This is a genomic window from Clostridiales bacterium, assembly GCA_015243575.1.
Lineage (GTDB): Bacteria > Bacillota > Clostridia > Peptostreptococcales > Anaerovoracaceae > Anoxybacterium > Anoxybacterium hadale.
Map to the genome: position 1 here is coordinate 2,190,584 of CP042469.1, position 23,347 is coordinate 2,213,930.

At 48.8% G+C, this 23,347-nt stretch carries 22 protein-coding genes and 1 riboswitch; all 22 genes read right to left on the minus strand.

Annotated features, from left to right (window positions below; translation table 11 throughout):
* Positions 1-96: 96 nt before the first annotated feature.
* Positions 97-1,410 carry a precorrin-6y C5,15-methyltransferase (decarboxylating) subunit CbiE gene (cbiE, locus tag FRZ06_09565; GenBank protein ID QOX63580.1) on the minus strand — a complete coding sequence of 438 codons (1,314 nt, stop codon included), beginning with the start codon at positions 1,408-1,410 and terminating at the stop codon, positions 97-99.
* A gap of 26 nt (positions 1,411-1,436) precedes the next feature.
* Positions 1,437-2,714 (minus strand): glutamate-1-semialdehyde-2,1-aminomutase, encoded by a 1,278-nt coding sequence (hemL, locus tag FRZ06_09570; GenBank protein ID QOX63581.1) that lies wholly within the window; start codon positions 2,712-2,714, stop codon positions 1,437-1,439.
* Between the two features lie 4 nt (positions 2,715-2,718).
* The gene (gene hemB / locus FRZ06_09575; GenBank protein ID QOX63582.1) at positions 2,719-3,702 is read right to left on the minus strand and encodes a porphobilinogen synthase; all 984 of its coding nucleotides are present in this window, start codon (positions 3,700-3,702) and stop codon (positions 2,719-2,721) included.
* Entirely contained in the window at positions 3,687-4,991 is a 1,305-nt protein-coding gene (locus FRZ06_09580) for a cobalt-precorrin 5A hydrolase (GenBank protein ID QOX63583.1), read from the minus strand. Before FRZ06_09580 ends, hemB begins: the two co-directional genes overlap by 16 nt.
* A complete protein-coding gene (locus tag FRZ06_09585; GenBank protein ID QOX63584.1) occupies positions 4,957-5,595 on the minus strand; it encodes a precorrin-8X methylmutase in 639 nt (212 codons plus the stop codon). The genes FRZ06_09580 and FRZ06_09585 overlap by 35 nt, the downstream gene beginning before the upstream one ends.
* A gap of 189 nt (positions 5,596-5,784) precedes the next feature.
* Positions 5,785-6,318 carry a cob(I)yrinic acid a,c-diamide adenosyltransferase gene (locus FRZ06_09590; GenBank protein ID QOX63585.1) on the minus strand — a complete coding sequence of 178 codons (534 nt, stop codon included), beginning with the start codon at positions 6,316-6,318 and terminating at the stop codon, positions 5,785-5,787.
* Positions 6,319-6,332: 14 nt separating this feature from the next.
* A complete protein-coding gene (locus tag FRZ06_09595; protein ID QOX63586.1) occupies positions 6,333-7,937 on the minus strand; it encodes a cobyric acid synthase in 1,605 nt (534 codons plus the stop codon).
* 127 nt (positions 7,938-8,064) lie between these two features.
* A complete protein-coding gene (locus tag FRZ06_09600; GenBank protein QOX63587.1) occupies positions 8,065-9,249 on the minus strand; it encodes an aminotransferase class I/II-fold pyridoxal phosphate-dependent enzyme in 1,185 nt (394 codons plus the stop codon).
* Entirely contained in the window at positions 9,237-10,193 is a 957-nt protein-coding gene (cobD, locus tag FRZ06_09605; GenBank protein ID QOX65888.1) for a cobalamin biosynthesis protein CobD, read from the minus strand. The genes FRZ06_09600 and cobD overlap by 13 nt, the downstream gene beginning before the upstream one ends.
* Positions 10,194-10,256: 63 nt before the next feature.
* The gene (cobA, locus tag FRZ06_09610; protein ID QOX63588.1) at positions 10,257-11,783 is read right to left on the minus strand and encodes a uroporphyrinogen-III C-methyltransferase; all 1,527 of its coding nucleotides are present in this window, start codon (positions 11,781-11,783) and stop codon (positions 10,257-10,259) included.
* A gap of 4 nt (positions 11,784-11,787) precedes the next feature.
* Positions 11,788-12,666, minus strand: a complete 879-nt coding sequence (gene hemC / locus FRZ06_09615) for a hydroxymethylbilane synthase (protein ID QOX63589.1) — start codon at positions 12,664-12,666, stop codon at positions 11,788-11,790.
* Positions 12,667-12,685: 19 nt separating this feature from the next.
* Positions 12,686-14,077, minus strand: a complete 1,392-nt coding sequence (cobK, locus tag FRZ06_09620) for a precorrin-6A reductase (protein ID QOX63590.1) — start codon at positions 14,075-14,077, stop codon at positions 12,686-12,688.
* Positions 14,078-14,211: 134 nt separating this feature from the next.
* Positions 14,212-14,943 carry a precorrin-3B C(17)-methyltransferase gene (gene cobJ / locus FRZ06_09625; protein QOX63591.1) on the minus strand — a complete coding sequence of 244 codons (732 nt, stop codon included), beginning with the start codon at positions 14,941-14,943 and terminating at the stop codon, positions 14,212-14,214.
* Between the two features lie 32 nt (positions 14,944-14,975).
* Complete coding sequence (hemA, locus tag FRZ06_09630; protein QOX63592.1) at positions 14,976-16,247, minus strand: glutamyl-tRNA reductase; 1,272 nt, start codon at positions 16,245-16,247, stop codon at positions 14,976-14,978.
* 104 nt (positions 16,248-16,351) lie between these two features.
* Positions 16,352-17,116: a precorrin-4 C(11)-methyltransferase gene (gene cobM / locus FRZ06_09635; protein QOX63593.1), complete on the minus strand. Its 765-nt coding sequence runs from the start codon at positions 17,114-17,116 to the stop codon at positions 16,352-16,354.
* 41 nt (positions 17,117-17,157) lie between these two features.
* Positions 17,158-17,898: a precorrin-2 C(20)-methyltransferase gene (cobI, locus tag FRZ06_09640; GenBank protein QOX63594.1), complete on the minus strand. Its 741-nt coding sequence runs from the start codon at positions 17,896-17,898 to the stop codon at positions 17,158-17,160.
* Positions 17,895-19,112 carry a cobalamin biosynthesis protein CbiD gene (cbiD, locus tag FRZ06_09645; protein QOX65889.1) on the minus strand — a complete coding sequence of 406 codons (1,218 nt, stop codon included), beginning with the start codon at positions 19,110-19,112 and terminating at the stop codon, positions 17,895-17,897. Before cbiD ends, cobI begins: the two co-directional genes overlap by 4 nt.
* Before the next feature lie 81 nt (positions 19,113-19,193).
* On the minus strand, positions 19,194-19,982 hold the full coding sequence (locus tag FRZ06_09650; protein ID QOX63595.1) for a sirohydrochlorin cobaltochelatase: 789 nt from the start codon (positions 19,980-19,982) through the stop codon (positions 19,194-19,196).
* 53 nt (positions 19,983-20,035) lie between these two features.
* Entirely contained in the window at positions 20,036-20,902 is an 867-nt protein-coding gene (locus FRZ06_09655; GenBank protein QOX63596.1) for an energy-coupling factor ABC transporter ATP-binding protein, read from the minus strand.
* A gap of 76 nt (positions 20,903-20,978) precedes the next feature.
* A complete protein-coding gene (cbiQ, locus tag FRZ06_09660) occupies positions 20,979-21,743 on the minus strand; it encodes a cobalt ECF transporter T component CbiQ (GenBank protein QOX63597.1) in 765 nt (254 codons plus the stop codon).
* Between the two features lie 3 nt (positions 21,744-21,746).
* Positions 21,747-22,040 carry an energy-coupling factor ABC transporter substrate-binding protein gene (locus FRZ06_09665; protein QOX63598.1) on the minus strand — a complete coding sequence of 98 codons (294 nt, stop codon included), beginning with the start codon at positions 22,038-22,040 and terminating at the stop codon, positions 21,747-21,749.
* A gap of 1 nt (position 22,041) precedes the next feature.
* Complete coding sequence (locus tag FRZ06_09670) at positions 22,042-22,794, minus strand: energy-coupling factor ABC transporter permease (GenBank protein ID QOX63599.1); 753 nt, start codon at positions 22,792-22,794, stop codon at positions 22,042-22,044.
* Positions 22,795-23,006: 212 nt separating this feature from the next.
* Positions 23,007-23,195, minus strand: a riboswitch (cobalamin riboswitch).
* Positions 23,196-23,347: the final 152 nt, after the last annotated feature.

The following is a 23,347-nucleotide window of genomic DNA, read 5'->3' on the forward strand; positions in this document are numbered from 1 at the left end:
AATTTATTTTGTTGTTCGGCTTGATCCTTCATCATTGTTCCGATCCCTCATTCAACGTTTCATATGATTTAGTATCCATCAATTGATCAGTTTTTCTCAATCGTTTGGCAGGTTAGTCTCGCGCATTTCCCCGCTGATAATAAAAACCGGGTTCTGCCCCATCATCAGATGACTGTTTCCCGCCGCCTTTCCGTGTGCTGCAAAGATCTGTACGATATCCACACCCTCAAATCCCAGACGGGAAAGTTGGTTCAGGGCTTCGCTGACCGTTTCAAGAGTAATTGCATTGATCACCACCCGGATCTTTGGATTTTTCTGAATCAGCACTTCCAGAATCGCAGCGAGGTTGCCCTTTGATCCCCCGATAAACGCACGGTCCGGCGGCGGAAGGCTCGTAAGTGCCTCCGGTGCCATTCCAGGAATGACCCTCAGGTTCCATGCACCCATTTGCTCTGCGTTGGTTTTGATGAGACCAATTGCTTCTTCGTTGCATTCCACTGCGAAAACAGCTCCTTCTCTGGCGGTCAGAGCCATCTCCACCGCTACGGATCCGGTACCTGCTCCGATATCATAAATGACATCGGTTTTTCTCAGCTCAAGTTTGGACAGGGATATGCTGCGAATCTCGCTCTTTGTCATAGGAACTGCTCCCCGGACAAAGAGATCATCAGAAAGCCCGTGGGTCTCCGTTTCTCTGTGAATCAGCTTTTGATTCTCCACAATCATGACAGAAAGCGGATCGAAGTCCTTCGCGGAGAGTTCCCTTGCTGTGCCTCGTTCAATCTTCTCATTGGGATAGGACAGACGCTCACCCACAGAAACCTTTACCTCTCCCAGACTATGATCGGTAAGAATTTCACAGATTCTCCTGACGGGATAATCTCCTCCAGTGAGGAAAAAGACCTTGTTGTGATTGAAGATCGCTCCTAAAAGATTGGCTTCTCTTCCGTGAAGACTCACGATCTTCACATCCTCCCATGGAAGTTTCAGCTTTGCACAGAAATACTGGAGTGAGCTGATGCCCGGGATAAACTCCACCCGGCATTCGTTCCAAAAGTCGGCTTCAGCCAGGGATTCTGTGTCAGCGATCATGGCGTCAGCGATCACGGACCCGGAACAGTTGCCCTTCCTCGTTTCTATAGCCTCATTGAGTTTTTTCGCTCCGCTGTAAAATCCCGTATCCCCGGAGAAAATCACTGCGGCGGTATCCCAATCCTGATGTGAGGAGAGATACTCCAGAATGCGTGCAGGGGCAATGGCATAGCAGACCTCACCCTGATAATCGGGAAACGCCTGAATCATCCGTTCTGCACCGATGAGCACCTGGCTTTTTTCTACCGCCTTTCGTCCCTGGTCTGTGATGGTCTCAATATTACCCATTCCAATCCCAACAAGATAAATTCGTTTCATCGTCCCTCTCCCTACAATTGTTTTCTTTAGACGCCGAAGAACCGTGCCGCAAGCTCCAGCGTTGCCTTGATATTCTCTTCAGAATGTGCATTAGAAATAAACATTGCCTCAAACTGAGCAGGAGCTAGGTATACGCCGCCCTTCAGCATATGCTTGAAATAATTCCCATAAGCAGCGGTATCCGAGGTCTTTGCGCTGGCATAATCCGTTACGGGCTTTCCGGTAAAGAATAGAGACCCGATGGAACCAATGTGATTTACCACACAGCCTGCCTTTGCCTCTGAGATGATTTCTTTCAGACCGTCACAGAGCATTGCCCCCAAGCCATTGATATGGTCATATATTTCAGGATGATTTTTTAGTTCGGTAAGCTGTGCGATCCCCGCTGCCATGGCAACAGGATTTCCGCTCAAGGTACCCGCCTGATAGACAGGACCGCAGGGAGCAACCATTTCCATGATCTCACGTTTACCGCCGTACGCCCCTACCGGCATACCGCCGCCGATGATCTTTCCGAAGGTGGACAAATCGGGCTTGATGCCAAGGAGGCCCTGAGCCCCGTCGATACCCATACGGAATCCTGTGATCACTTCATCGGCAATCAGTACTGTCTGATTCACATCACAGATCTCCCGAATCTTCCTTAGAAAGTCACCGTCAGGAAGAACGACTCCCATATTGGCTGCGATTGGTTCCAGAATTAACGCTGCAATCTGACCTTTATTTTCTTCAAAAAGGCGTTCCACGCTTTCAAAATCGTTATAAGTCGCAGTAAGGGTGTCCTGTGCGCATCCCTCGGGAACGCCTGCGCTGTCCGGAATACCACTGTTCATCAGACCGGAGCCTGCTTTGACCAGCAGAGAATCACAGTGGCCGTGGTAACAGCCCTCAAACTTGATGATCTTGCTTCTGCCTGTATAACCTCTGGCTGTTCTCAGCGCGCTCATGGTGGCCTCTGTGCCGGAATTGACCATCCTTACCATCTCCATAGAAGGCACCAGTTCACACACCAGCTTTGCCATGGTCACTTCTGCTTCTGTTGCCGCACCGTAGCTGAGTCCCTTTACAATGGCTTCCTGAACTGCCTTTAATACCACCGGGTTATTATTGCCCAGAATCATTGGACCCCAGGAGCCGATGTAGTCGATATATTGGCATCCATCCACGTCATAAATATAGGCACCATCTGCCCGTTCGATGAATCTCGGCGTATCCGAGACCGCTTTAAATGCTCTAGCCGGGCTGTTGACACCGCCCGGGATATAGTTCTGTGCTTCCTCAAATAATGCGATTGATCTGTTCATATGATTATCCGATTCTCCCTTCACCGATCATCCTTGCGATTTCTTTTGCAAAGTAAGTAATTAAAATATCCGCTCCGGCGCGGTAAATGCTCACTGCAGTCTCCGCTACAATGGCATCCTCGTCCACCATTCCTGCATGGGCGGCGGCTTTGATCATGGAATATTCACCGCTGACGCTGTAGGCTGCTGTGGGTACGGCAATCCTGTCAGAAACTTCACGGATAATATCCAGATAGGACAGCGCTGGCTTCACCATGATAATATCAGCCCCTTCGTCCAAATCAAGATAGACCTCCTTCATGGCTTCCTTTCTGTTGTGGAAATCCATCTGATAGGTCTTCCTGTTTCCTTTGAATCCATCAGAACCTGCCGCCTCCCGGAAGGGGCCGTAAAAGGCCGACGCATATTTGGCTGCATAAGACATGATGGGAATGTCTTCATATCCGGCTGCATCCAGCTCCTGCCGAATTGCTCGCACTCTTCCGTCCATCATGTCGGAAGGAGCCACCATATCCGCTCCTGCCATAACCTGAGACAAAGCCGTTTTCGCAAGAAGCGGCAGCGTTTTGTCATTGTCCACACTGTCACCCTTGATGATTCCGCAGTGTCCATGGGAGGTATACTCACACATGCAGACATCTCCGACATAATAAAGCTCCGGAAAATCCTTCTTTGCGGCCCGCAGTGCCTGCTGTACAATACCATTCTCATCATAGGCCTGACTGCCGCATTCGTCCTTGTGCTGCGGTATCCCAAAGAGCAGAATGCTGGTGATGCCTGCTTTAGCAGCTTCTTCCAGTCCGTAAGCGAGGGTATCCGGGCTGTAGCGTTTCTGTCCCGGCATCGCAGAGATTTCTGTCACAATGCCCTTCCCCTCTTCAACGAAGATCGGGTAAATCAGTGAAGACTTGCCGATTCTGGTCTCCCGCACCAGTTCCCGCGTCCTTCCGTCCATCCTAAGTCTTCTTGGTCTCATTCCTGTATCCATTGATATCCTACCTTTCTAACGGCTGCAGCAATTGTGACGCCGTTTCTGGATTGTTTCCGTATGATCAGCTCTCCATGACCGCCAAGCACCGCAGCCCTTTCACAGACGTTATCCACGCCAGTGATGCTTGCGACGAACTCAGAAGCCGTAAATTCACCCGGTACCCTGGAAAGCTCTTCCGCAGGATAAAATTCAATTGGAACATCCAGCCGCCGGGCTAGCTGATTGATTGCATGTTCCTCTTTTTTAAGATCAATCGAGCAAAGTCTTTCTATTGAAGCTGTCGAAAGTCCATGCTCTTTGCATACGTCATAAAAAAATTCCTCCGCCGTTTCTGCCAAAACGCCCTTTCTGCAGCCAATCCCAAGAGTAACCGCGGCGGGAATCAAGTGAAGTGTCTTCTCAAAAGGCCCCTCTCGCTCCCACAGGGAGATTCGAAACCCCATGCGCGGAATTTTCGCTGGGGAATGGGGGGGATCAGAAGTGTCATTTAGTCTTGATGAATCAGCGTCGTCATGTCCTCTGAATTCATCCAGCAAACCCTGTGACGCCAAAGACTCTGACAGAAGCACCAGCCCGTCTGGCAGAGTGCCCTCTATCGGGTAATCACTGACAACACCGACCGTCTCGCCCCTCAGCAACGCTGCGGAAATGTCTTTTGCAAGATCCATGCTTCCAATTTTTAAGCGATTTTTCTTAGCCCATTCATCCACAGCGAAGCAGCCGTTCAAATCCGTTGCCGTGGTAATCACAGGCACTGCTCCAATGACCTGGGCAATGGAGCGAGTCAATTCATTGGCTCCTCCAAGATGCCCGGAAAGTAACGAAATGGCAAAATGCCCTTTTTCGTCGATGACAATCACTGCAGGATCGACCGCCTTATTTCTGATATAGGGCGCGATAGATCTAACCGCAATGCCGCAGGCACCAACGAACAGAATGGCATCCTTTGTTTCAAAGGCCGTTTTTGTCCATTGATCCAGCTTTTCAGTGAAATACTCCAGCCCTTCCTCCTCCGCAAACGGAGCTTTTCCGTAGCCATCACAACTATGACCCAGCTCGTTCAGCCCGGTCTTCAGCCCCCTGCAGATCACTGCACCCGATTTTGTAAACGAAATGATTGCGATATTCATAGTGAAGCTCCTGTATCTGGCAAACACCGTTAACCAGCAACATTTGTTTGCCGTCCAAAACATGGAGAGATAAGGCGTTAGGAGTGTCAAAACCACTCCTGTTTGCAGATGCCCCAGTCCACTACGTTCTGGGCTTGCATTGATAGAGCAATGCATTGCAGATGGCCGCAGCCACGTTGCTGCCGCCTTTTCTTCCCTTGGCTACAATATACGGAATTTCCAGCTCCATGATCAGTTCTTTTGACTCCACTACGTTGACAAAGCCGACCGGTACACCGATGATCAGCTCCGGCTTTAGTTTTCCTTCCCGAATCAATTCGTAGATCCGCACCAGTGCAGTGGGGGCATTCCCGATTGCCAGGATCAGCGGTCGATCCAAGGCTGCTGCCTTGTCCATGCTCGCCGTCGCTCTGGTGGTTCCGGCGGCTTTCGCTGTTTCTGCAACATCCGCATCGGACATGAAGCAGAATGCTTCTCCTCCCAGACTTTCCAAAGTAGCTTTGTTGATGCCTGCTTTTGCCATCTGCGTATCCGTGACGATGACAGCTCCTTTTCTCAGTGCTTCCATCCCTTTCCCTACAGCACCCCCTGAAAACTTTAAATTGCTCAGATACTCAAAGTCTGCTGTGGTATGGATCACCCGCTTAATCACCGGTTCCTCCATGGGGTCAAGTTCCACTTCTCCAAGCTCTTCCCCAATCATCTCAAAACTGCGTTTTTCGATTTCTTCGGGCAGTACATTCTGTAATTTTACTTTCATAGCTTATCCTCCGAGGCCGTTGCTCACACAGCGGACTTCCATTGGTATTTCAATATAAGTGTTCATAGTTAATAGACGATTTAGTCCGAATATTTCTTTCCCGTATCCGGGTGGAAGTCAATGCTTTCAAATCAATATTTTCAGATCGATGTTTTCAGATCAATGCTCTCCAAATCCAACACGAGTCGATTATTTTTCGATACCCCTTCGGGCTGGGATTCCCTTATCAAAGGGATGCTTAATCTTCCTGATCTCAGAAGCATAATCTGCGCAGTCCAGCATCCACTGGGCAGGCTTTCTCCCTGTGAGAACCACTTCCATCTGGTGCGGCTTATTCCTGATGAAGTGCTCCAGCTGTTTAGAATCCAGAAGGTTCCTGGCGCAAGCTCCGATTGCTTCATCCAGAATCAGCAGATCGCAGTCTCCCTTTTCTGCCAGCTCCCTGACCAGGGCTAGATTCTCATCATGAATCTCTCTGGTTTTGATCTTTTCTTCTTCCGTCATTGTAAAGGAAAACCCTGCGCCATCTTTTCCCCGAAGGACGATGATTCCCGGAATACTCCGCAATACCGCCAGTTCTCCCGTTTCCTGATTCTTTAAAAACTGCAGGATTACAACCCGCATTCCCGATCCGGCTGCCCTTGCGGCCAGACCCAGCGCCGCTGTGGTCTTCCCTTTTCCATCTCCGTAGTAAAGATGGATCAGACCTCTGTTTTCGTCCATAAAGTATCCCTCTATTATTTTACACCCTCATCCAGGATTTGATAAAGCTGTTTCATATCAATATTTTCTCGAATCCCCTTTGCGAGGAGATCATATTGCTGTTCTTTATAGGTGTGTACGTTTAGACCCAAAAGTTCACTCTCGTCAAGGCCTTTCAACTGATATAGTGATGATACCAGAGTTTTGGCCACATCCTCACTGTCAAAGATCCCATGAATATAGGAGCCATAGATATTTCCGCAGCACATACCGATGGGTTCTTCCGCCGGCTTGCCTGAGATCTCTTCCAAAATCGCCAGCTGTTGCCCTGTGGTCGATGTGCCGGAGCCCAATACACCATCCTTGCTCTGAGAGCTCTTTCCATTTTCCTGTTCCTGTTCCATTTTCGCGAGCAGATCAGGAATTACAACGGATTGTCCCATATGAATCTCATAGCCTTCAATCTCCACTCCCGCCAGATCTCTGAAAATTCCAGTGACTCCCGGAAGAAATCTGCCTTTCACCCGAGTTCTCGTCTTCTCTTTTTCAAAAATGGTTCGCAAGGGAAGCAACCCCATTCCCGCCATGGAACCTCCTGATTCCACGCCGTATGGATCGGAGAGCTCCGCCCCCAGCATCTGGTACCCTCCACAGACGCCAAAGACAGGCCCGCCTTGAGCTGCATGCTTTAGAACCAGCGCCTCCAGACCGTTCTGCCTCATCCAGAGCAGATCTTCCATGGTATTTTTCGTACCGGGCAATATAATCAAATCCGGGTTTTTCAGTTCCGCTGCAGATTTCACATAACGCAGCGTAACTCCCGGAACATATTCAAGCACATTGAAGTCAGTAAAATTTGAAATTCTGGGCAGACGGATCACCGCAATATCGATCAGACCCACCGTCCCCTTTCTGGTAAAACGTTCCGTCAGGCTGTCCTCATCCTCAATATCCACGTGAAGATATGGAATCACGCCAAGAGTCGGTACATGGACTAAGCTTTCCAGCATATCCAGTCCCGGCTGGAGAATGTTCTTATCCCCCCGGAATTTGTTGATGAGAATTCCTTTGACCATCGCCCGTTCTGATTCGTCAAACAGCATCATCGTACCCACAAGAGACGCAAAAACACCGCCCCTGTCGATGTCCCCTGCTAAGAGCACCGGTGCCTTGGCAAGCTTTGCCATGTACATATTTACGATATCATTTTCCTTAAGATTGATCTCTGCCGGGCTCCCCGCCCCCTCCAAAACAATGATGTCATATTGAGTGTCGAGTTCTCCGTAAGCCTTCATGATCTCCGGGACGATTTCCCTTTTCCGGGTATAGTACTCCTGAGCGCTCATGTTGCTGTAAACCTCTCCGTTTACGATAACCTGAGAACTGGTGTCGTTGGTGGGCTTCAGCAGGATGGGATTCATCAGCACCGAAGGCTCGATGCCGGCAGCCTCTGCTTGAACAACCTGGGCTCTTCCCATCTCAAGCCCCTCCCTTGTAATAAAGGAATTGAGCGCCATATTCTGGGCTTTAAAGGGTGCGACCCGATAACCGTCCTGCTTGAAAATTCGGCACAGTCCGGCTGCGATCAGACTTTTACCTGCATTGGACATGGTACCCTGAACCATAATTGCTTTTGCCATAGATGATCCCTCCTATTGTATGGAAGTATTGATTGCTGAAAATGTGCTTCTTCAATGAAGCAGGATTTCCTTATGGAGCACTGATTCAATGGAGCGTGTCCACGGAATGAATCAGCGTTTCCTTAGATTACTGTTTTGATAAATTCTGCAATACGGCCACAAAGATTTCATTGTCCTCGTGTACTCTGATGCAGATACGGTAATAACCCGGCCCAAGTCCATGATAATTATCACAGTTGCGGATCAAAATACCATAATCCAGCAACTGTTCATGGAGTGATCTTCTTCTCGGAATCGGGTCCAAAAGAAAAATATAATTGGCATTGGCAGAGATCACTTTTATCCCGCTTTCCTTTAGCGCGCTAATCAGATACTCCTGCTCCTGCCGGATTATTCGTTTGGATTCTGCAAGATAATCTTGCTCCTTCATCGCCTGAATCCCTGCAAGCTGTGCCGGCGTTGATACGCTCCAGGGCTGACCTGCTTCCCGAAGGGCCTCCAGCAAGGCACCATTGGAGATCAAACAATAGCCCAGCCGAAGTCCGGCCATGGCATAGGTTTTGGTAAAGGCTTTCAGAATCATAAGATTCCGTGAACCCTGAATTCGATCTTTGACGGAATAACGCTCCGGCTCCTCTAGTAATTCATTGAAGCATTCATCAACTACAAGAAAAATCCCAAGCTCCTTGCACCGTTCCAGCACCCGGCAAAGAAACTCTTTAGACATCAGCTGCCCGGTAGGATTGTTGGGGTTGCATAGGAACAGCAGGTCAAGCTCTTGATCCAAGGCGTCGATCAGCCCCTCGTCTGCTTGAAAGTCGCTGTCGGCGGAAAGAGGGTAACGAATGACCTCGCAGGAAACCGCATAGAGCGCTTCCTCATATTCTGCAAAGGTCGGCGCGAGAACCATGGCCTTTTTGGGCTTTATGGCATAAACCATACGGAAAATTAGGTCCGCAGCTCCATTTCCACAGAGAAGCCACTCCTTCGGTACGTCTTCATATACTGCCAGATTGGCGATGAGCTCCCGGCAAAGAGGATCAGGATAAATATCAAACCCCTCTATCGCCTCCGTCAAGACTTTCTTCACTCCAGCGGGAAGGCCCAGAGGATTGATGTTTGCGGAAAAATCCAGGAGTCTGGGCGCAAGGGCAAGAGAGTCAGTCTGAACAGAGTCAATCTGAACAGAGCCCGCCTGTAATCCTTTAAGGGCTTTTCTGGCCGAATAGATATCGCCTCCGTGAACCAGCTTTGGTTCTGATGCTCTCTTCATTTTTTCTATCGTTTGATCCGTCGGTTTCATATAATCCATAATGCAGCCCCCATGCTGATGATACAAATAAGAAATGTCAGATAAGCTGTAGCATACAGCAGCCGGTTTGCTCTGGGAATATCGTCGTATTCAACAGATTTCAAGGGATCACCGATGGTTTTCTTCGGGTAGAGTTTTCCGAAATAGTAAGCATCCCCTGCAAGCTGTATCCCCAAAGCCCCTGCGCAGACGGATTCGGTTTGAGCGCTGTTGGGGCTGGAGTGGTTGTACCGGTCACGATGAAAAATCCGAACCGCATTTTTATAGTCAAACCGCAGAAGAGCCGAAGCAGCAATCATGAGACAGGCAGCCACGCGGGCCGGTATGTAATTTACCGCGTCGTCCAGTTTTGCGGCAAATCTGCCGAAATAAAGATATCGATCGTTCTTATATCCGATCATGGAGTCCATGGTATTGATAGATTTATACAAAAAACCAAGAGGCGCGCCGCCCATTGCCATAAAGATCAGGGGGGCTACCGTTCCATCTGAGGTGTTTTCTGCAACGGTTTCCACCGCAGCTTTTGTCACTTGAATCTGATCCAGACTGTTGACATCCCTGCCTACTATCATCCCCACCATCTTGCGGGCACCTTCCAGGTCCTCCCGTACAAGTTCCCGATAAACCTTCATGCTCTCCGTTTTCAGGGACTTTACAGACAGGATTTGATAGCACATCAGCGTTTCTAGTCCTATCCTGAGCCATGGGCTGACGACTTCCGCAGCGCGAAGAATCAGAAATGGCACCCCCGTGGAAAGCAGGATGATGCAAACGGCCAGCACTGCCCCTCCATAAAGTTCTCCCTTTTCAGTCTTTGGAAAGAGCCTGCGGATAATTCTCTCTCCCGTTGCGATGGCATTTCCAATCAGACAGATGGGATGAGGAAGCCAATGGGGATCTCCGAAGATCAAATCCAGAAGAAAGCCCAGGCTCAGTGCGATCATCAACGGCAGAATCCCGTGGTGTAATAATTCAGTTGTCATCCTTCCACCGTCCTTTCCTAGCAATCATTCCTGGATATTCAAGATACATTCTACAAGGCTGTCAATGGATGCCTGCGGCGCCACGTAGGTTTTCATCCCATACTTGCGTGCTTCCTGAGCCGTTTGCTCGCCGATGCAGGCGGCCTGCACCTTTGAAAAATCTGCACCCTCTGCCAGCTTAACAAAGCCGCGTACCGTGGAGGCACTGGTAAAAGCAACATAGTCAACGGTTTCATCGTACCATCGGAATTCGTGATCCGGAGCTTCAACGGTGTCGTAAACCGGCAGATCCAGATAGTTCAGCTTCGCTTCCTTTAATGGCCTGACGACTTCATCGGTGCCGATTTTCGCTCTTGGCACCAGAATCTGCTGCTTCACTCCCGCTGCTTGCTCATCCGCAAGCACACGATGTGACAGCGCTTCTCCCAGCGCTCTGCCCTCATAAATCTCGGGAACAAGATCTACCAGAATACCTATTTCCTCGATTGCTTTTTGTGTCGCGCTTCCGATGGCAGCGAATTTCAACCCCGTCAACGACCGGATATCCACCCTTAACTCGCGCAGCCGCTCAAAAAAGATTTTTACACCAAAAGGGCTGGTAAAAGCAATCCAATGGTAATTCTTTATGTTTTTCAATGCTTCCGACAAAGCAGTATTGTCCAAAATGACATCGGTTTCAATGGTGGGAACCTCCAGCACTTCAGCACCCAGCTCCTGCAGTCTTGCAGTCAATGCCGAGCTTCGTTCCTTCGGTCTTGTAACCATGATCTTTTTTGTGCCCAGAGGTCTGTCCTCCGCCCAATGAAAGTCTTCCGCCAGGCTGCAAACCTTCCCCACAACAATAATTGCAGGCGTCTGGACTTGCGCCTTTTCCGCCTCGTCTACCAGATGCGTTATGTCTGAAATGACACGTCTCTGGCGTGCAGTGGTACCGCGCTCCAGTACTGCTGCAGGCATGGAGGGGTCCATTCCCGCATCCATAAGACCTTTGCAGATGGATGGCATGGATGCAACTCCCATGAGAAAAATCAGTGTTCCTTTCAGCTCGACCAATGAGGGATAATCAATGTCAGCCTGTGCGGCATTTCTTGTATGCCCGGTAATGATGTGTACCGAAGAGCAGAAATCCCGATGGGTAACAGGAATACCATGGTAAGCCGGAACCGAAATGGCAGACGTGATTCCAGGAATGATCTCAAAGGAGACTCCATGCTCACAAAGCAGCTCTAGCTCTTCTCCTCCTCGTCCGAAAAGGAAAGGGTCTCCTCCTTTCAGACGAACCACACGGTTTCCAGCCTGCGCTTCCTCAAGCAGAATCCGGTTGATTTCGCCCTGAGGTACAGGATGGTTTCCTGAAATTTTCCCTACGTTTATTTTCTTTGCCTGCCGCGGGATCATGGCAAGAATCCCCTGCCCCACGAGCTGATCAAAAACAACAACATCGGCTTGCTCCAAAACAGACTTTCCTTTCAAGGTGAAAAGCCCCGCATCCGAGGGTCCTGCTCCCACGAGCCACACTTTCCCTTTTTTAACGCTTTTGCACTCAGTCATTTTCTTACACCTCTGATTTCAGCCGAGTGGCCAGCGCGCTTCCCAGCTGCTCTCCATCGGTACTTCGTCCTGCTATCTCACCAGTAATATACCGGTTTTCTTCTTCTATATAATACAGGCCTGTAAGCCTGATGCTCTCTCCTTCAACTTCTGCATAGGCCGCAATGGGCGAACTGCATCCACCATCAAGGGCTCTTACAAAAGCGCGTTCCGCCAGTGCTGCTAATTCTGCATTCCGATCGTTGACGCAGTTAAGATAGCTGTAATCCTCTCCGGCTCGTCCCTGCACAACCATGATGCCCTGCCCTGCGGCGGGAATCATCTCCCATGGTTCAAAAACTCTGCTGATCCGATTCTCCAGATCAAGCCGCCTGAGTCCCGCAGAAGCAAGGATTAAAGCGCTGTAGTCTCCCCGATCCAACTTCGCAAGTCGCGTCAGAACATTGCCTCTGACACCGGAAACCGTCCGCTGCGGATAAAGCTTTTGCAGCTGAAGATTTCTTCTTGCACTGGAGCTTCCGATGGGTTTTCCCTCTACCGCCACGCTTTTGGGCAGTACCAGTGCATCTCTCGGGTCCTCCCGTTTGGAAAAGGCTAAGAGAGGAAGATCCTCTGGCGTCTCCATAGGCATATCTTTCAAACTATGTACTGCGAAATCAATTCGCCCATCCCGCAAAGCCTGGTCCAGTTCTTTGACAAAAAGACCCTTCCCGCCAATTTTATCCAGACTTCTGTCCAGAATCAAATCTCCGGTGGTTTTCATGGTAATTAATTCAAGCTCCAGCTGCGGATGTGCCCTTTGGATGATCTCCATAACCAGCTCCGACTGTACGACAGCCAGCTTGCTGTCTCTGCTTCCGACTCGTATTGTTCCAGACTTCATGGATGGTCCCCCTATCGTTTTATTCTAAATGCGTTTCCAAACATTGGGCGATGACTCTCGTAGCACGCTTTGCCAGCCCGTGATCCTTTCCGTCAGCGGTCACACCGACGGTTACTCCATTCTTTCGGATAATGCCCGGAAAATAAAAATCACTCTTATCTTTATCATCAGCTACGTTGACCGGGATTCCCCTGTTTTTACATTCCAGATAGATTTCATGATTGATGCTGCTGTCATTGGTTGCAGCCAAAACATAATCGGCGCTGCTGATGTCCTCAGTTTCCCAGCATTTTCTTCTCAGCGTAAGACGATGGTCCTCTTCCAATTGAATCACTTCAGGATGTGCTTCTTCTGCAATCACCGTCACATTACAGTCGAAATTCATGAGGGTTTTGATCCGTCTTCCGGCAATTTTTCCGGCACCGACAACGGTGATGCTTTTACCGGAGATCTTCGTAAAAAATGGAAACCAACTGCCGGTGTCTTGCTTCTGCTGCTCTGGCGTTCGTCGTTCATTCTGCTTTTCAGCCACCGCATTTTCAGTATCACCCTGCTGCGTTTCATCTGACGCTTCTAAAAGCTGTGTTGAATAAGGCATGAAAGCGTCTCCCACCGTCAAGCCACAGGTTTCATCAAGAAACTCCACAAGGTCTTTCAACGAAAGACCCTCTTCCGCCTCTGCCCTGCCGATGACCAGGAGCTGCGCTCCCGTTTCCACTGCTGCCTCATACTTCTCATTGAAGCCGCCGGCCTCACCGGAATCCTTTGTTACAAGGTATCTTGCATTGATCTGACGAATCATCGCCGCATTCATTTCAGCAGTGAAAGGCCCCTGCATCAGAATCAGCTGTCTTCCCGCAAACCCCAAAGCAGTGCAGCTTTCCAAAACACCGTTCATAGGCAGCACCCTGGGAAAAAGCCGATGCTGATAGTCCTGAATGTTCGTATAATGATGCAGTTCCTTGCTTCCAATGGTCATGAGGACTTTTCCCGGATTTTCATCCAAATAGTTTGCCGCCGTTTCATGGCTATGGAAGAACAGACAGTTTTGGCGTTCCATCTCGAGGGTACGTCCCTCAGCCCGTACGACTCTCAGATATTTGCAGCCTGATTCGGCACAAGCCATTCTGATGGATTCACTGACCACCCGGGCATAGGGATGGGTGGTATCGATGACAAAATCAAAACAATGTTCTTTCATCAAAGCAGTCATTTCTGACTGGGTCAATCTTCCTGCATGGATATGAATTCCATCCAGTCCATCCTGCAGCAGCTCTTTTCCGTACTCTGTGGCGACGCATGCGAAAACAGACAGACCGTTTTCGTAGGTTTGCCGTGAAAGCTGCCGGGAAAGCGCCTCCAAAAGCGTTCTTCCTTCTGTTGTGCCTGCAAAGACCAATAATTTTGTCATTCTTTTTCCTTCTTCTGTTGATCTTGTTATCTTTATCTTTTTTGCGAACCAATATCTTTTGGTTCACCCGTTATTTGGTTAACCCTTTATTAATTATCTTATGATTGGGTTATCCTATATCGATTTGATTCCTTTTATTGGTCGATTCTATATCCTCTGGGGGTTACCATCTTGCCGTTGATTTCTTTCGTTTGAGAATTGCCGATAAACACCGTTGTGAACATATCGACCTGAGCATCTCTGAGCTCGCTAAGGGTCAGTAACGTCGCCGACTCCCCTTCTCTCCCGATATTTCTCACATAACCGCAGAGATTATCATTGGTTCTATGTTTTAAAATGATGTCGCAGGCCTTTTGAAGGTAATCCTTGCGTTTGTGGCTGGATGGATTATAAAGGCATATTACAAAATCAGCCAGTGCCGCACATTCAAGGCGCTTTTCGATTCGTTCCCAAGGTGTCAAAAGGTCACTCAAGCTGATCACTGCAAAATCGTGAATTAGGGGAGCGCCCAAAACTGCCGCTCCGCTGCAGGCTGCGGTAATGCCTGAGATGATTTCGATTTCAACAGGGTCATATTGCTGCGCCACTTCATACATTAAACCCGCCATACCATACACTCCGGCGTCTCCACTGCACACCATGGCTACGATCTGACCCTTCAGCGCCTCTTCAATAGCCATACGACAGCGCTCCGCTTCCTTTTTCATCGGAGTGGAAAGCAATTTCTTGTGCTCAAATCGTTCTCTGACCAGATCTACATAGACCTCGTAACCAGTGATCACATCACATTCCGCCAGGGCATCCAGTGCCTTTTGCGTCATTTGATTCCATTCTCCAGGGCCGAGACCCACTACATAGATTTTCATAAAAGCCTCCGTTGATCTTCAATCTATTATTTTCAGGATTTCAGCGTATCCCTGTTTGCTGCATCATACACTGCATCCACGCATTCTTTCCATAATGAATTTCGCAGGGTATCTTTCAATCCAAAGAGCAGTTTGCCCACTGTTTTTTCTACCGCCCGTTCGATCTCCGTCCGGATTTGCTCTTTATGAGCCTCCGGCATTGGTACGCTTCCAATCGGCTGATCCAATCGTTTGGATACATCTTCCACAGTCATTCGGACAATATTTTGGATCTCCGGGATGACCTCCCGGAACGCATTCCATTGTTCCAGTTCCTCAAGATATTCACCTAGTATGATTTTGGCATCTTCTGCTGCCCTATCATATTTTGAACGATTTTCTTCTTTCGCGAGATGATCAATATCAAATAACTCTATTTGCGGCAGGCTTCCGATCTCTGGTTCAATATCCCGTGGTACGGCAAGGTCAATCCATATGCTGGGTTCCTGACTAAGATATCCGTCTATTTCAACCACTTTCAATGTATAGTGAGGGCTTCTGGTGGCACTGATTACAACCTTTGCACCGGCAAGTTCCTGGAGCCTCTCCTCATATGGAACGGTTACGCAGCCTTCCGGTACGATAGATTGTGCCGGTTTCTGTCCATGAATCGCTTTTCTCTGTGTCATCTTCACGGAAGCACCATTGTTCGTCAGGGTTTTACAGATCATCTGGCCCATCTTGCCGTTTCCGATCATAAAGCAGGATACACCTTGCAAATTGCCGAGTTTCTCCTTGAGCAGAGCCAGCACCTGCAAAGCTGTGGAGCCGTCTGCTTCCGCCAGCTTGATCTTTGATTTCACACGCTTTGCAGCGCCGATGGCTGTCTGGAACACCCGCTCCACCATGATATCGGTGCAGTGGTTTGACCTTGCAAGGAGCAGCGCCTCCCTGACCTGCGTAATGATTTGATCTTCTCCGAAAATCTTTGAATCCAGGCCACAGGCAACTTCCATCAGATGCCGTACCGCCTCTTCTCCGTGACGTTCTATAAAAAGCCCGCCGTACTGCAACGCATTAAGACCTTTCACGTCGCAGAGCATAGCGAAGGGAGATGGGCATCCCGCTTCCTCTGAAGGGCTGATGTACAGTTCCGTCCTGTTGCAGGTGGAAAGAAGTACACACCCCTCAAGGGCATACCGGGTTTGAAGCTGTTTCATTGCCTCAGCCGAACCCGCTTTGGTGAAGGAAAACAACTCCCTGTATTCAATTGCTGCCTTGTTGTGGTCGATTCCGACCATCTTTATATTAAAATCCGGATTCATATCGCTCTCGTCCTTTATGCTGAGTTATTTACCGTTACTGTTATTACTGATAGCCTGTGACCATTTGTAATCTTGATTTATAATCATGATTTATTGTCACACCTTTATGACTCGGTTTTACTTGCTTCTCTGAACTCGTGGGTAAACGCGGGATCATAGAGCTTGGAACGCTCATAGCTGTCTCCCAGAAAGTCACCCACCAAAATCAGAGCGGTCTTCGTAATTCCGTTCTCCTTCGCCATTTGAGGCAGGGTGTCAACCGTTCCCCGGAAGACCTTCTCATCCGGCCAGGTCGCTTTGTATACGATGGCCGCAGGGGTATCCTTCTGATACCCGCCTGCCAGCAGTCTCTCTCTCAGAGGTTCAAGAAGTCCTGTGCTGAGAAAGATCACCATGGTTGCTTGATGTGCCGCCAGCAGTGAAATCTCTTCCTTCTCAGGTACCGGGGTCCGCCCCGCCATTCTTGTAATAATCACTGTCTGGGATACGTCAGGTAATGTATACTCCGCTTTCAATGCCGCCGCCGCCCCGAAGGCAGAGCTCACCCCCGGAACCACATCATAGTAGATCCCCCCTTCATCAAGAAGATCCATCTGCTCTCTGATGGCACCGTAAATGCTGGGATCTCCCGTATGAAGACGTACCGTCATCTTTCCTTCCCCTTCAGCCCGTTTCATCACTTCTATCACTTCCTCCAATGTCATGGAAGCGCTGTCGTGTATTTCGCATCCGGGTTTGGCGATCTCCAGGTGTTCCGGATTTACCAAAGATCCGGCATAGATAATTACATCCGCTTCTGTCAGAAGTTTCTGCCCTCTAACGGTAATCAGATCGGCTGCTCCCGATCCAGCTCCAACAAAATATACCATAGCTTCTCCTTCTTCTTTCTAATCTTTAAGACATAACAATTTCATTGCTGACTTGTTTGCTCCTTCTCATCTTTGACCACAAGAATGGAAAAATAGCCCGCATCCTCATCCAGCGATTCGAGGTTCGGAAAAACTCTCTCACCCTCCATGCCGCAGCGTTCCACCATCTTGACTTCAGCCGTGGTCTCTAAAGCACTGATCAGAGTCTTGATCTTGCCGATGGATTTGCCCGACTTCATCAAAACTCTGGTACCCTTCAGCTGCAGGGCGTCTTCAATCCCTGCATAAGACGCCGGAATGATGTGGAGCGCCTCTGAAGCTTCTGTCAAGCCCTCATTCAATTTCGCTGCTACAGCACAGAAGGATGGAATCCCCGGAATGATCTCCGTATCATAGCCCTGATGCACAAGCCGGTTGTGAACATAGATATAGGTAGAGTAGATAGAAGGATCTCCCAGCGTCAGGAACGCCACATTCTTTCCCTGCTCAAGTACCTCAGCCACATCTCTTGCCGCTTGGTCGTGACTTTCTTTGAGCTTTTCTTTGTCTCTGATCATGGGCATGGACAGCTCCAGAAGCTCCTTATCCGGCAGCTGTGGAACTGCGCCTTTGGCAATATCAAAAGCGATGTTTGCTTCGCCTCCGGAAGAAGGGATGGCAATGACATCACACTCCAGGATAAGCCGTACTGCTTTCAAAGTCATCAGTTCCGGATCTCCGGGCCCAACTCCTATTCCATATAGTTTTCCTCTTCGTGTTTGTTTCTCCTGAAAATTTGTCATTTGTCCCTCATTCCTCTGGTTTTCATGCAGAATTTATCATTTTGGGAAACCATCGATTTCAGTATGGCTGCATCCACAGTCTCTCCCAGATACCCGTAAAAATTAGAAAAGATCACTGCACCGATTTCCATCTGATGATGGACTCGTTCTTTGATATGGTAATCCAGCTTCTTCAGAACGGAAGCCAGTGTTATTTCTCTCATTTCCGCCTCATCCAAAACTGTGATGGCATCTTCTGTCGTCACACATTCCATCAGCCTTTTCAAGACTGCCGGAGGAGCTCCGGCCAACGCTGCATGGGCAGTTAAGATTTCCATCCTGGCATCGCCATATTTTGAATGGGTATTCATAATACCTGCTGAGGTTTTGATCAGCTTTCCGATATGCCCTGTCAGAAGAACACCTTTGAATTTCATTTCTTCCGCATAATCCAGAGCTTCCCCGATGAAATTGCTGCATTTTACAGCCGCAATTTCTTCCTTGCCTAAATATTTCTTCAGAAAGGTTTCCCCATAGTTACCCGGTGTAATCACCAAATACTCGGCACCCTCTGCTTTTCTCACATTCATTTCTGTCTTTATGGTATCGATGAGAGCCTGCTCGCTCATGGGTTCAACGATACCGCTGGTTCCCAGAATTGAAATACCTCCAACGATTCCCAGTCTGGGATTATACGTTCTTTTTGCGATTTCACTTCCCTGGGGAACCGAAATCTCCACCAGAAGGCTTCCGGCATAATCCAGTTCGTCGCATACAGCTTTTACCTGCTCCAGGATCATGGCCTTTGGTACTGGATTGATTGCAGCTTCGCCGATGGAACAGGCCAGACCTGGCTTGGTGACCCTTCCCACGCCGTCTCCCCCAGTGATAACGATTCTTGATTTGGCTGAGGCTTCGTTTCCTGTATTGCTGCCTGTGGCTTTAACGGTCTGATCCTCATCCGCCAGCTTTGATACTCTTGCACAAACCAGAATTCCGTTAGTGATGTCCGGATCGTCTCCGGCGTCCTTTTGAATACTGCAGCTTGCCCATTTCTCACCCAGTTCTGTCAGTTCGGGCTTCAGCTGCAGGGTCACACCCTTTGGTGTGACCAGAACGATATCCTCATGATCATGAAGGGAAGCACCAAGAAGCAGCGCCGCGGCACGCTGGGCAGCGGCAGCAGCACAGCTTCCCGTGGTGTAACCGCATCGAAGCTTCTTATTGTCCTTCATCACATATCGTTCCATTTTTTCCACATCCCTTAAGGTTTGTTTTCCGATTGTTATTTGCGGTCATTCCTCTGCTGTCGATTTTTATAACTTCATCTCTTGCGCAATATGTTCCAGATAAATCCTTCGGATTGCAGGAAATTCCCCCAAGCCTCTTAAGATACACTCCACTTCATAGCCTTCCTTTTCAAACGCTGTTTTCCAGGAGTCCTCCTCATCACTTGCCATGTCATTGACAGCATGGTCACCAGCTACAACCATAAGCGGCAGCAGCATGACCTTTTTCGGTGCGAAGCTCTTCACCTGCTTCAGAACCACCTCCAGATCCGGATATCCTTCCACGGTTCCGACAAAGACGTTTGGATACCCCTCATCCTTAAATCGATAGTCCATGGCTGCATACGCGGCATTGATGGGATGCTCCGATCCATGGCCCATGAGAACCAACGCATCTTCTCTGCCCAGCTTGGGGAGCTCACTCATGATCCCCTGGATTACCGCAAAGTAGTCATCAGTATCATAAAGCAGCGGTTTTCCGATCGTCAGCACATCGATCTGATCAGTAAAAGCAGCCGCATCTGCTGACATTTTGTCATATTCATCCCCGGGAATCACATGGGTTGGCTGTACAAAAACCTCACGAAAGCCTTCCTCCACAAGTTTTTTCATCGCTTCCGCTACGTTATCAATTTTGATCTGATCCCGCTTTTCCAGTACCCTCAGGATCATACCGCTTGTGAACGCCCTTCTGATTTCATAATCCGGATAAGCGGCGGAAACCTCTCTCTCAATGGCGCCAATGGTTTTTTCTCTTGTAGTCTCATGGCTTGTTCCGAAACTTACGACTAATATTGCCTTTTTCACTGATTTCATTTTGCACCTCGTATTATCTTTTACAAACTCTGTGGCTGACGTCTACCGCTTATTCATCTTAATGTATCTCTGATATGTTTCTCCAGATGATCAGTGGATCGGGGCAGGGGCAGCTGCCTGCTCAGAATCCCTGCATCGCATAAGGATTCGTATATCTTAAGTATTGCCGGCTTTTCCAGATTGGTACGCATCAGCAACGCTTCATTGGTAAAGATCTCTTCCGGCGTGCCCTGAGAAAGGATTCTGCCATCATCCAGTAGCACAATCCGCTCTGCCCAAAGCAGTGCGCGATTGACATCATGGGTTGAGAGAATCACGGTGATACCTTTTGCACTCAGTTCATCAATAATTTCGTCTACCATGGCCGAATGCTTCGGATCAAGCGCCGCCGCTGGCTCGTCGAAAATGATCACCTCAGGGTCCATCACCAGAATATCTGCAATGGACACTCTCTTTTTCTGTCCGCCGCTAAGAAAATGGGTAGGCTTTTCTCGAAATGAAGTGATGTTCAGTTCTTCTATCACCTGATCCACCCGCTCTTTGGCCTCTGCTTCCGCCACACCCAAGTTCAAGATTCCAAAGGAAATCTCCTGAGTGACACTTGCAGAAAAAAGTTGATTGTCGGGATCTTGAAATACAATTCCCACTTTTCGCCTCAGATCAAGAAGACCTTTTCTGGAGTAATCTACGGGAACACCGCCAAACAGAACCCTGCCTGAAGTGGGTTTATGGATTCCGTTCAGCGTGAGAAAAAGCGTGGACTTTCCGGAGCCATTTGCCCCCATGATTGCCAGCCGCTCTCCTTTTAAGACCTTTAAATCAACGCCTTTCAACGCTTTTGTTCCATCCTCGTAAGTATAACATATATTTTCCAGACATAAAACGGCTTGCTGTCTGGCATATTTCTCTTGATCATTCATTTTTACCCTTTCCCCCGCCTTGATCCGGCGGAGTCAGACAGCCGGTCCCTTCGGCAGCGTATGATTTGGCCAAACCTTATAGTACCACAGCAAGAATCAGCATTACAGCCAGATATCCTGCAACACCTGCTGCATCCCGCATTTCTGCAGGCCGATATTCGTTTAATACTCTAATATCACCGTCATAGCACCGTGATTCCATAGCGTCATATAACAGAGAAGATTTCTTCAGAGACCGGATCAGCAGCACCGCCAGCAATTGGCCTACGGATCTCAGCTCAGTCATAAAGTCTCTATTCCCTAACCGGCATTTCTGTGATGTGGAAATGGCACTTGCCATATCCAGGAGTACAAAGATATACCGATAAATCAGCATCATCAGTTCTACCATAAGCTTCGGGCAGCGGAGTCTCTGCAGCAGTGCAAGAAGGTCAATCATCGTGGTGGATAAGGTAAGAAAATACAAACAGGAAACCGAAGCCAGCGCAACAACAACCAATAAAACACCTTCCAGCAGAGAATTCTGACTGACCACAAGGTAAACACTGCCAACGGGGATGTTAAACAGATTCAACGGCTGTTCTGACAGATTAAACACGATGGCCAAAGTACTGAGGGCCAGAAAGCTGAAGGGAATCATCAGCAGCCCAATATAACGCAAAACGGAGATCCTACCGGACAACACGGTAAGACCTCCCATGATCATTAAAATGATACCGGAAATGACAAACGATCGCGCGCCGACGCAGATGAGCAGGCTGCCGACAGCGAATGCGGCTTTTACAGCCGGATTTTTATAACGCAGTTTGGACGAATATGCGAGTTTGTCAATGATAAACATCTATCAAACACCCTTCTGATATTTTTTTCTTGCTACAAGATATCCAAAGCCAAAGCCAAAGATCCCTGCTCCGATTCCTGCTTGCAGACAAAACAGCAAGGATTCTGTTTCTCCTCCCGGCGGTTCCAATAAGGAGGATGCCCAAGGCTGATAATTGGGGTTGATTGCGGTAATAGCATCTTCAGCCGCACCGTCTGCTCCGCCGAATTCGGAGTCTTTGATCAGAAGCAGCGGCGTTACAGCGATGGCCACAACCAGCAGCAGTAAAACAAGAATGACAGTTATGTTCTTCTTCATATCAGTTTCCTCCCTCTAAATATCTCAGCTCGGTCAGCTCCGGTCTTGCATAAGATTCAAGGCCTTTCATCACCACAACAGCCAGCAGTCCTTCTATAATGGCCAGCGGGACCTGCGTCACTGCAAAGATCCCCAGGAATTCAACAAAGGATGCCTGGAAGCCGCCAACCTCAGACGGGTGCGCTAGGGCCAGCTGGAAAGCGGTTACGCTGTATGTAAAGAGATCGCTTAGCCCTGCTGCGAGAAATACACCTACCGATTTGGGAACATTCAGCTTCTTGCATAGAATATAAATTCCGTAGGCGAGAAACGGACCTGCAATGGCCATAGAGAACGTATTGGCTCCCAAGGTAGTCAATCCGCCGTGGGCGAGAAGAATCGCCTGAAACAACAGGATGATGACACCGATGACACACATAGCAGTTGGTCCGAAAAGAATTGCACCTAGGCCCGTTCCCGTGGGATGGGAGCTGCTCCCTGTAACAGAAGGAATCTTCAGTGCAGAGAGTACAAAAGCATAGGCGCCAATCATAACGAGAATCAACAGAGCCTTGCGGTTCTGTTCAATGGTTTTTTTAATAGAATTCAGTCCGATGATCAAAAATGGAATACAAAGGACACCCCAGATCACACAATAGTTCAGCGGCAGATAGCCTTCCATGATATGCATGGCGCTGACACTCTCAACACAGCCAAAAACAAGCGTAAGTGCTGCTGTAGCTGCAATCAAGAATCTTTGCTTTTTTGATTTCATAAAAACCTCCAAAAAACAAGTTTGCCTATTCACGGCCATCGCCGGAATAGGCATAATAAAAGAAACGAGTTACGTTTCCGTTTATCACACCTTCCCTTCGTCCGTAGGATAGTGTAATAGCCCAGACTCCTTCTGTTTCTTTTCTCTCACAGTTCCAGCACAAGTTTCAGTGTACTGCCGGTATGCTGCTAGAGCAATTAGCGAAGCATCTGGTATACGGTAAATCATTAGGCAGGTTTTCTGGCTCAAGGATCATTATCGTTGTCTGCCTTCCCGATCAAACTCAGTGGCATCTCAGACACGACTCCCCTTTTACAGCGGCGGTCCCGCGCGGGATTTTCACCCGGCTTCCCTATTATCCCACCTGCAAAGAAGTGGGCACCTATTGATTGCTTAGTTGTCGATGTTAGTGTATCATCTTGCCACATCCCCGTCAATGGAATGTTTCCAGTTTTTCGTACATTCTCCGCCACGCCTCCGCTACATTTTCCGCCATCTTGCGCCATTCTCCGGCAGTGCATTGACATTTGGGGCCCACCCGCCTCATAATAGA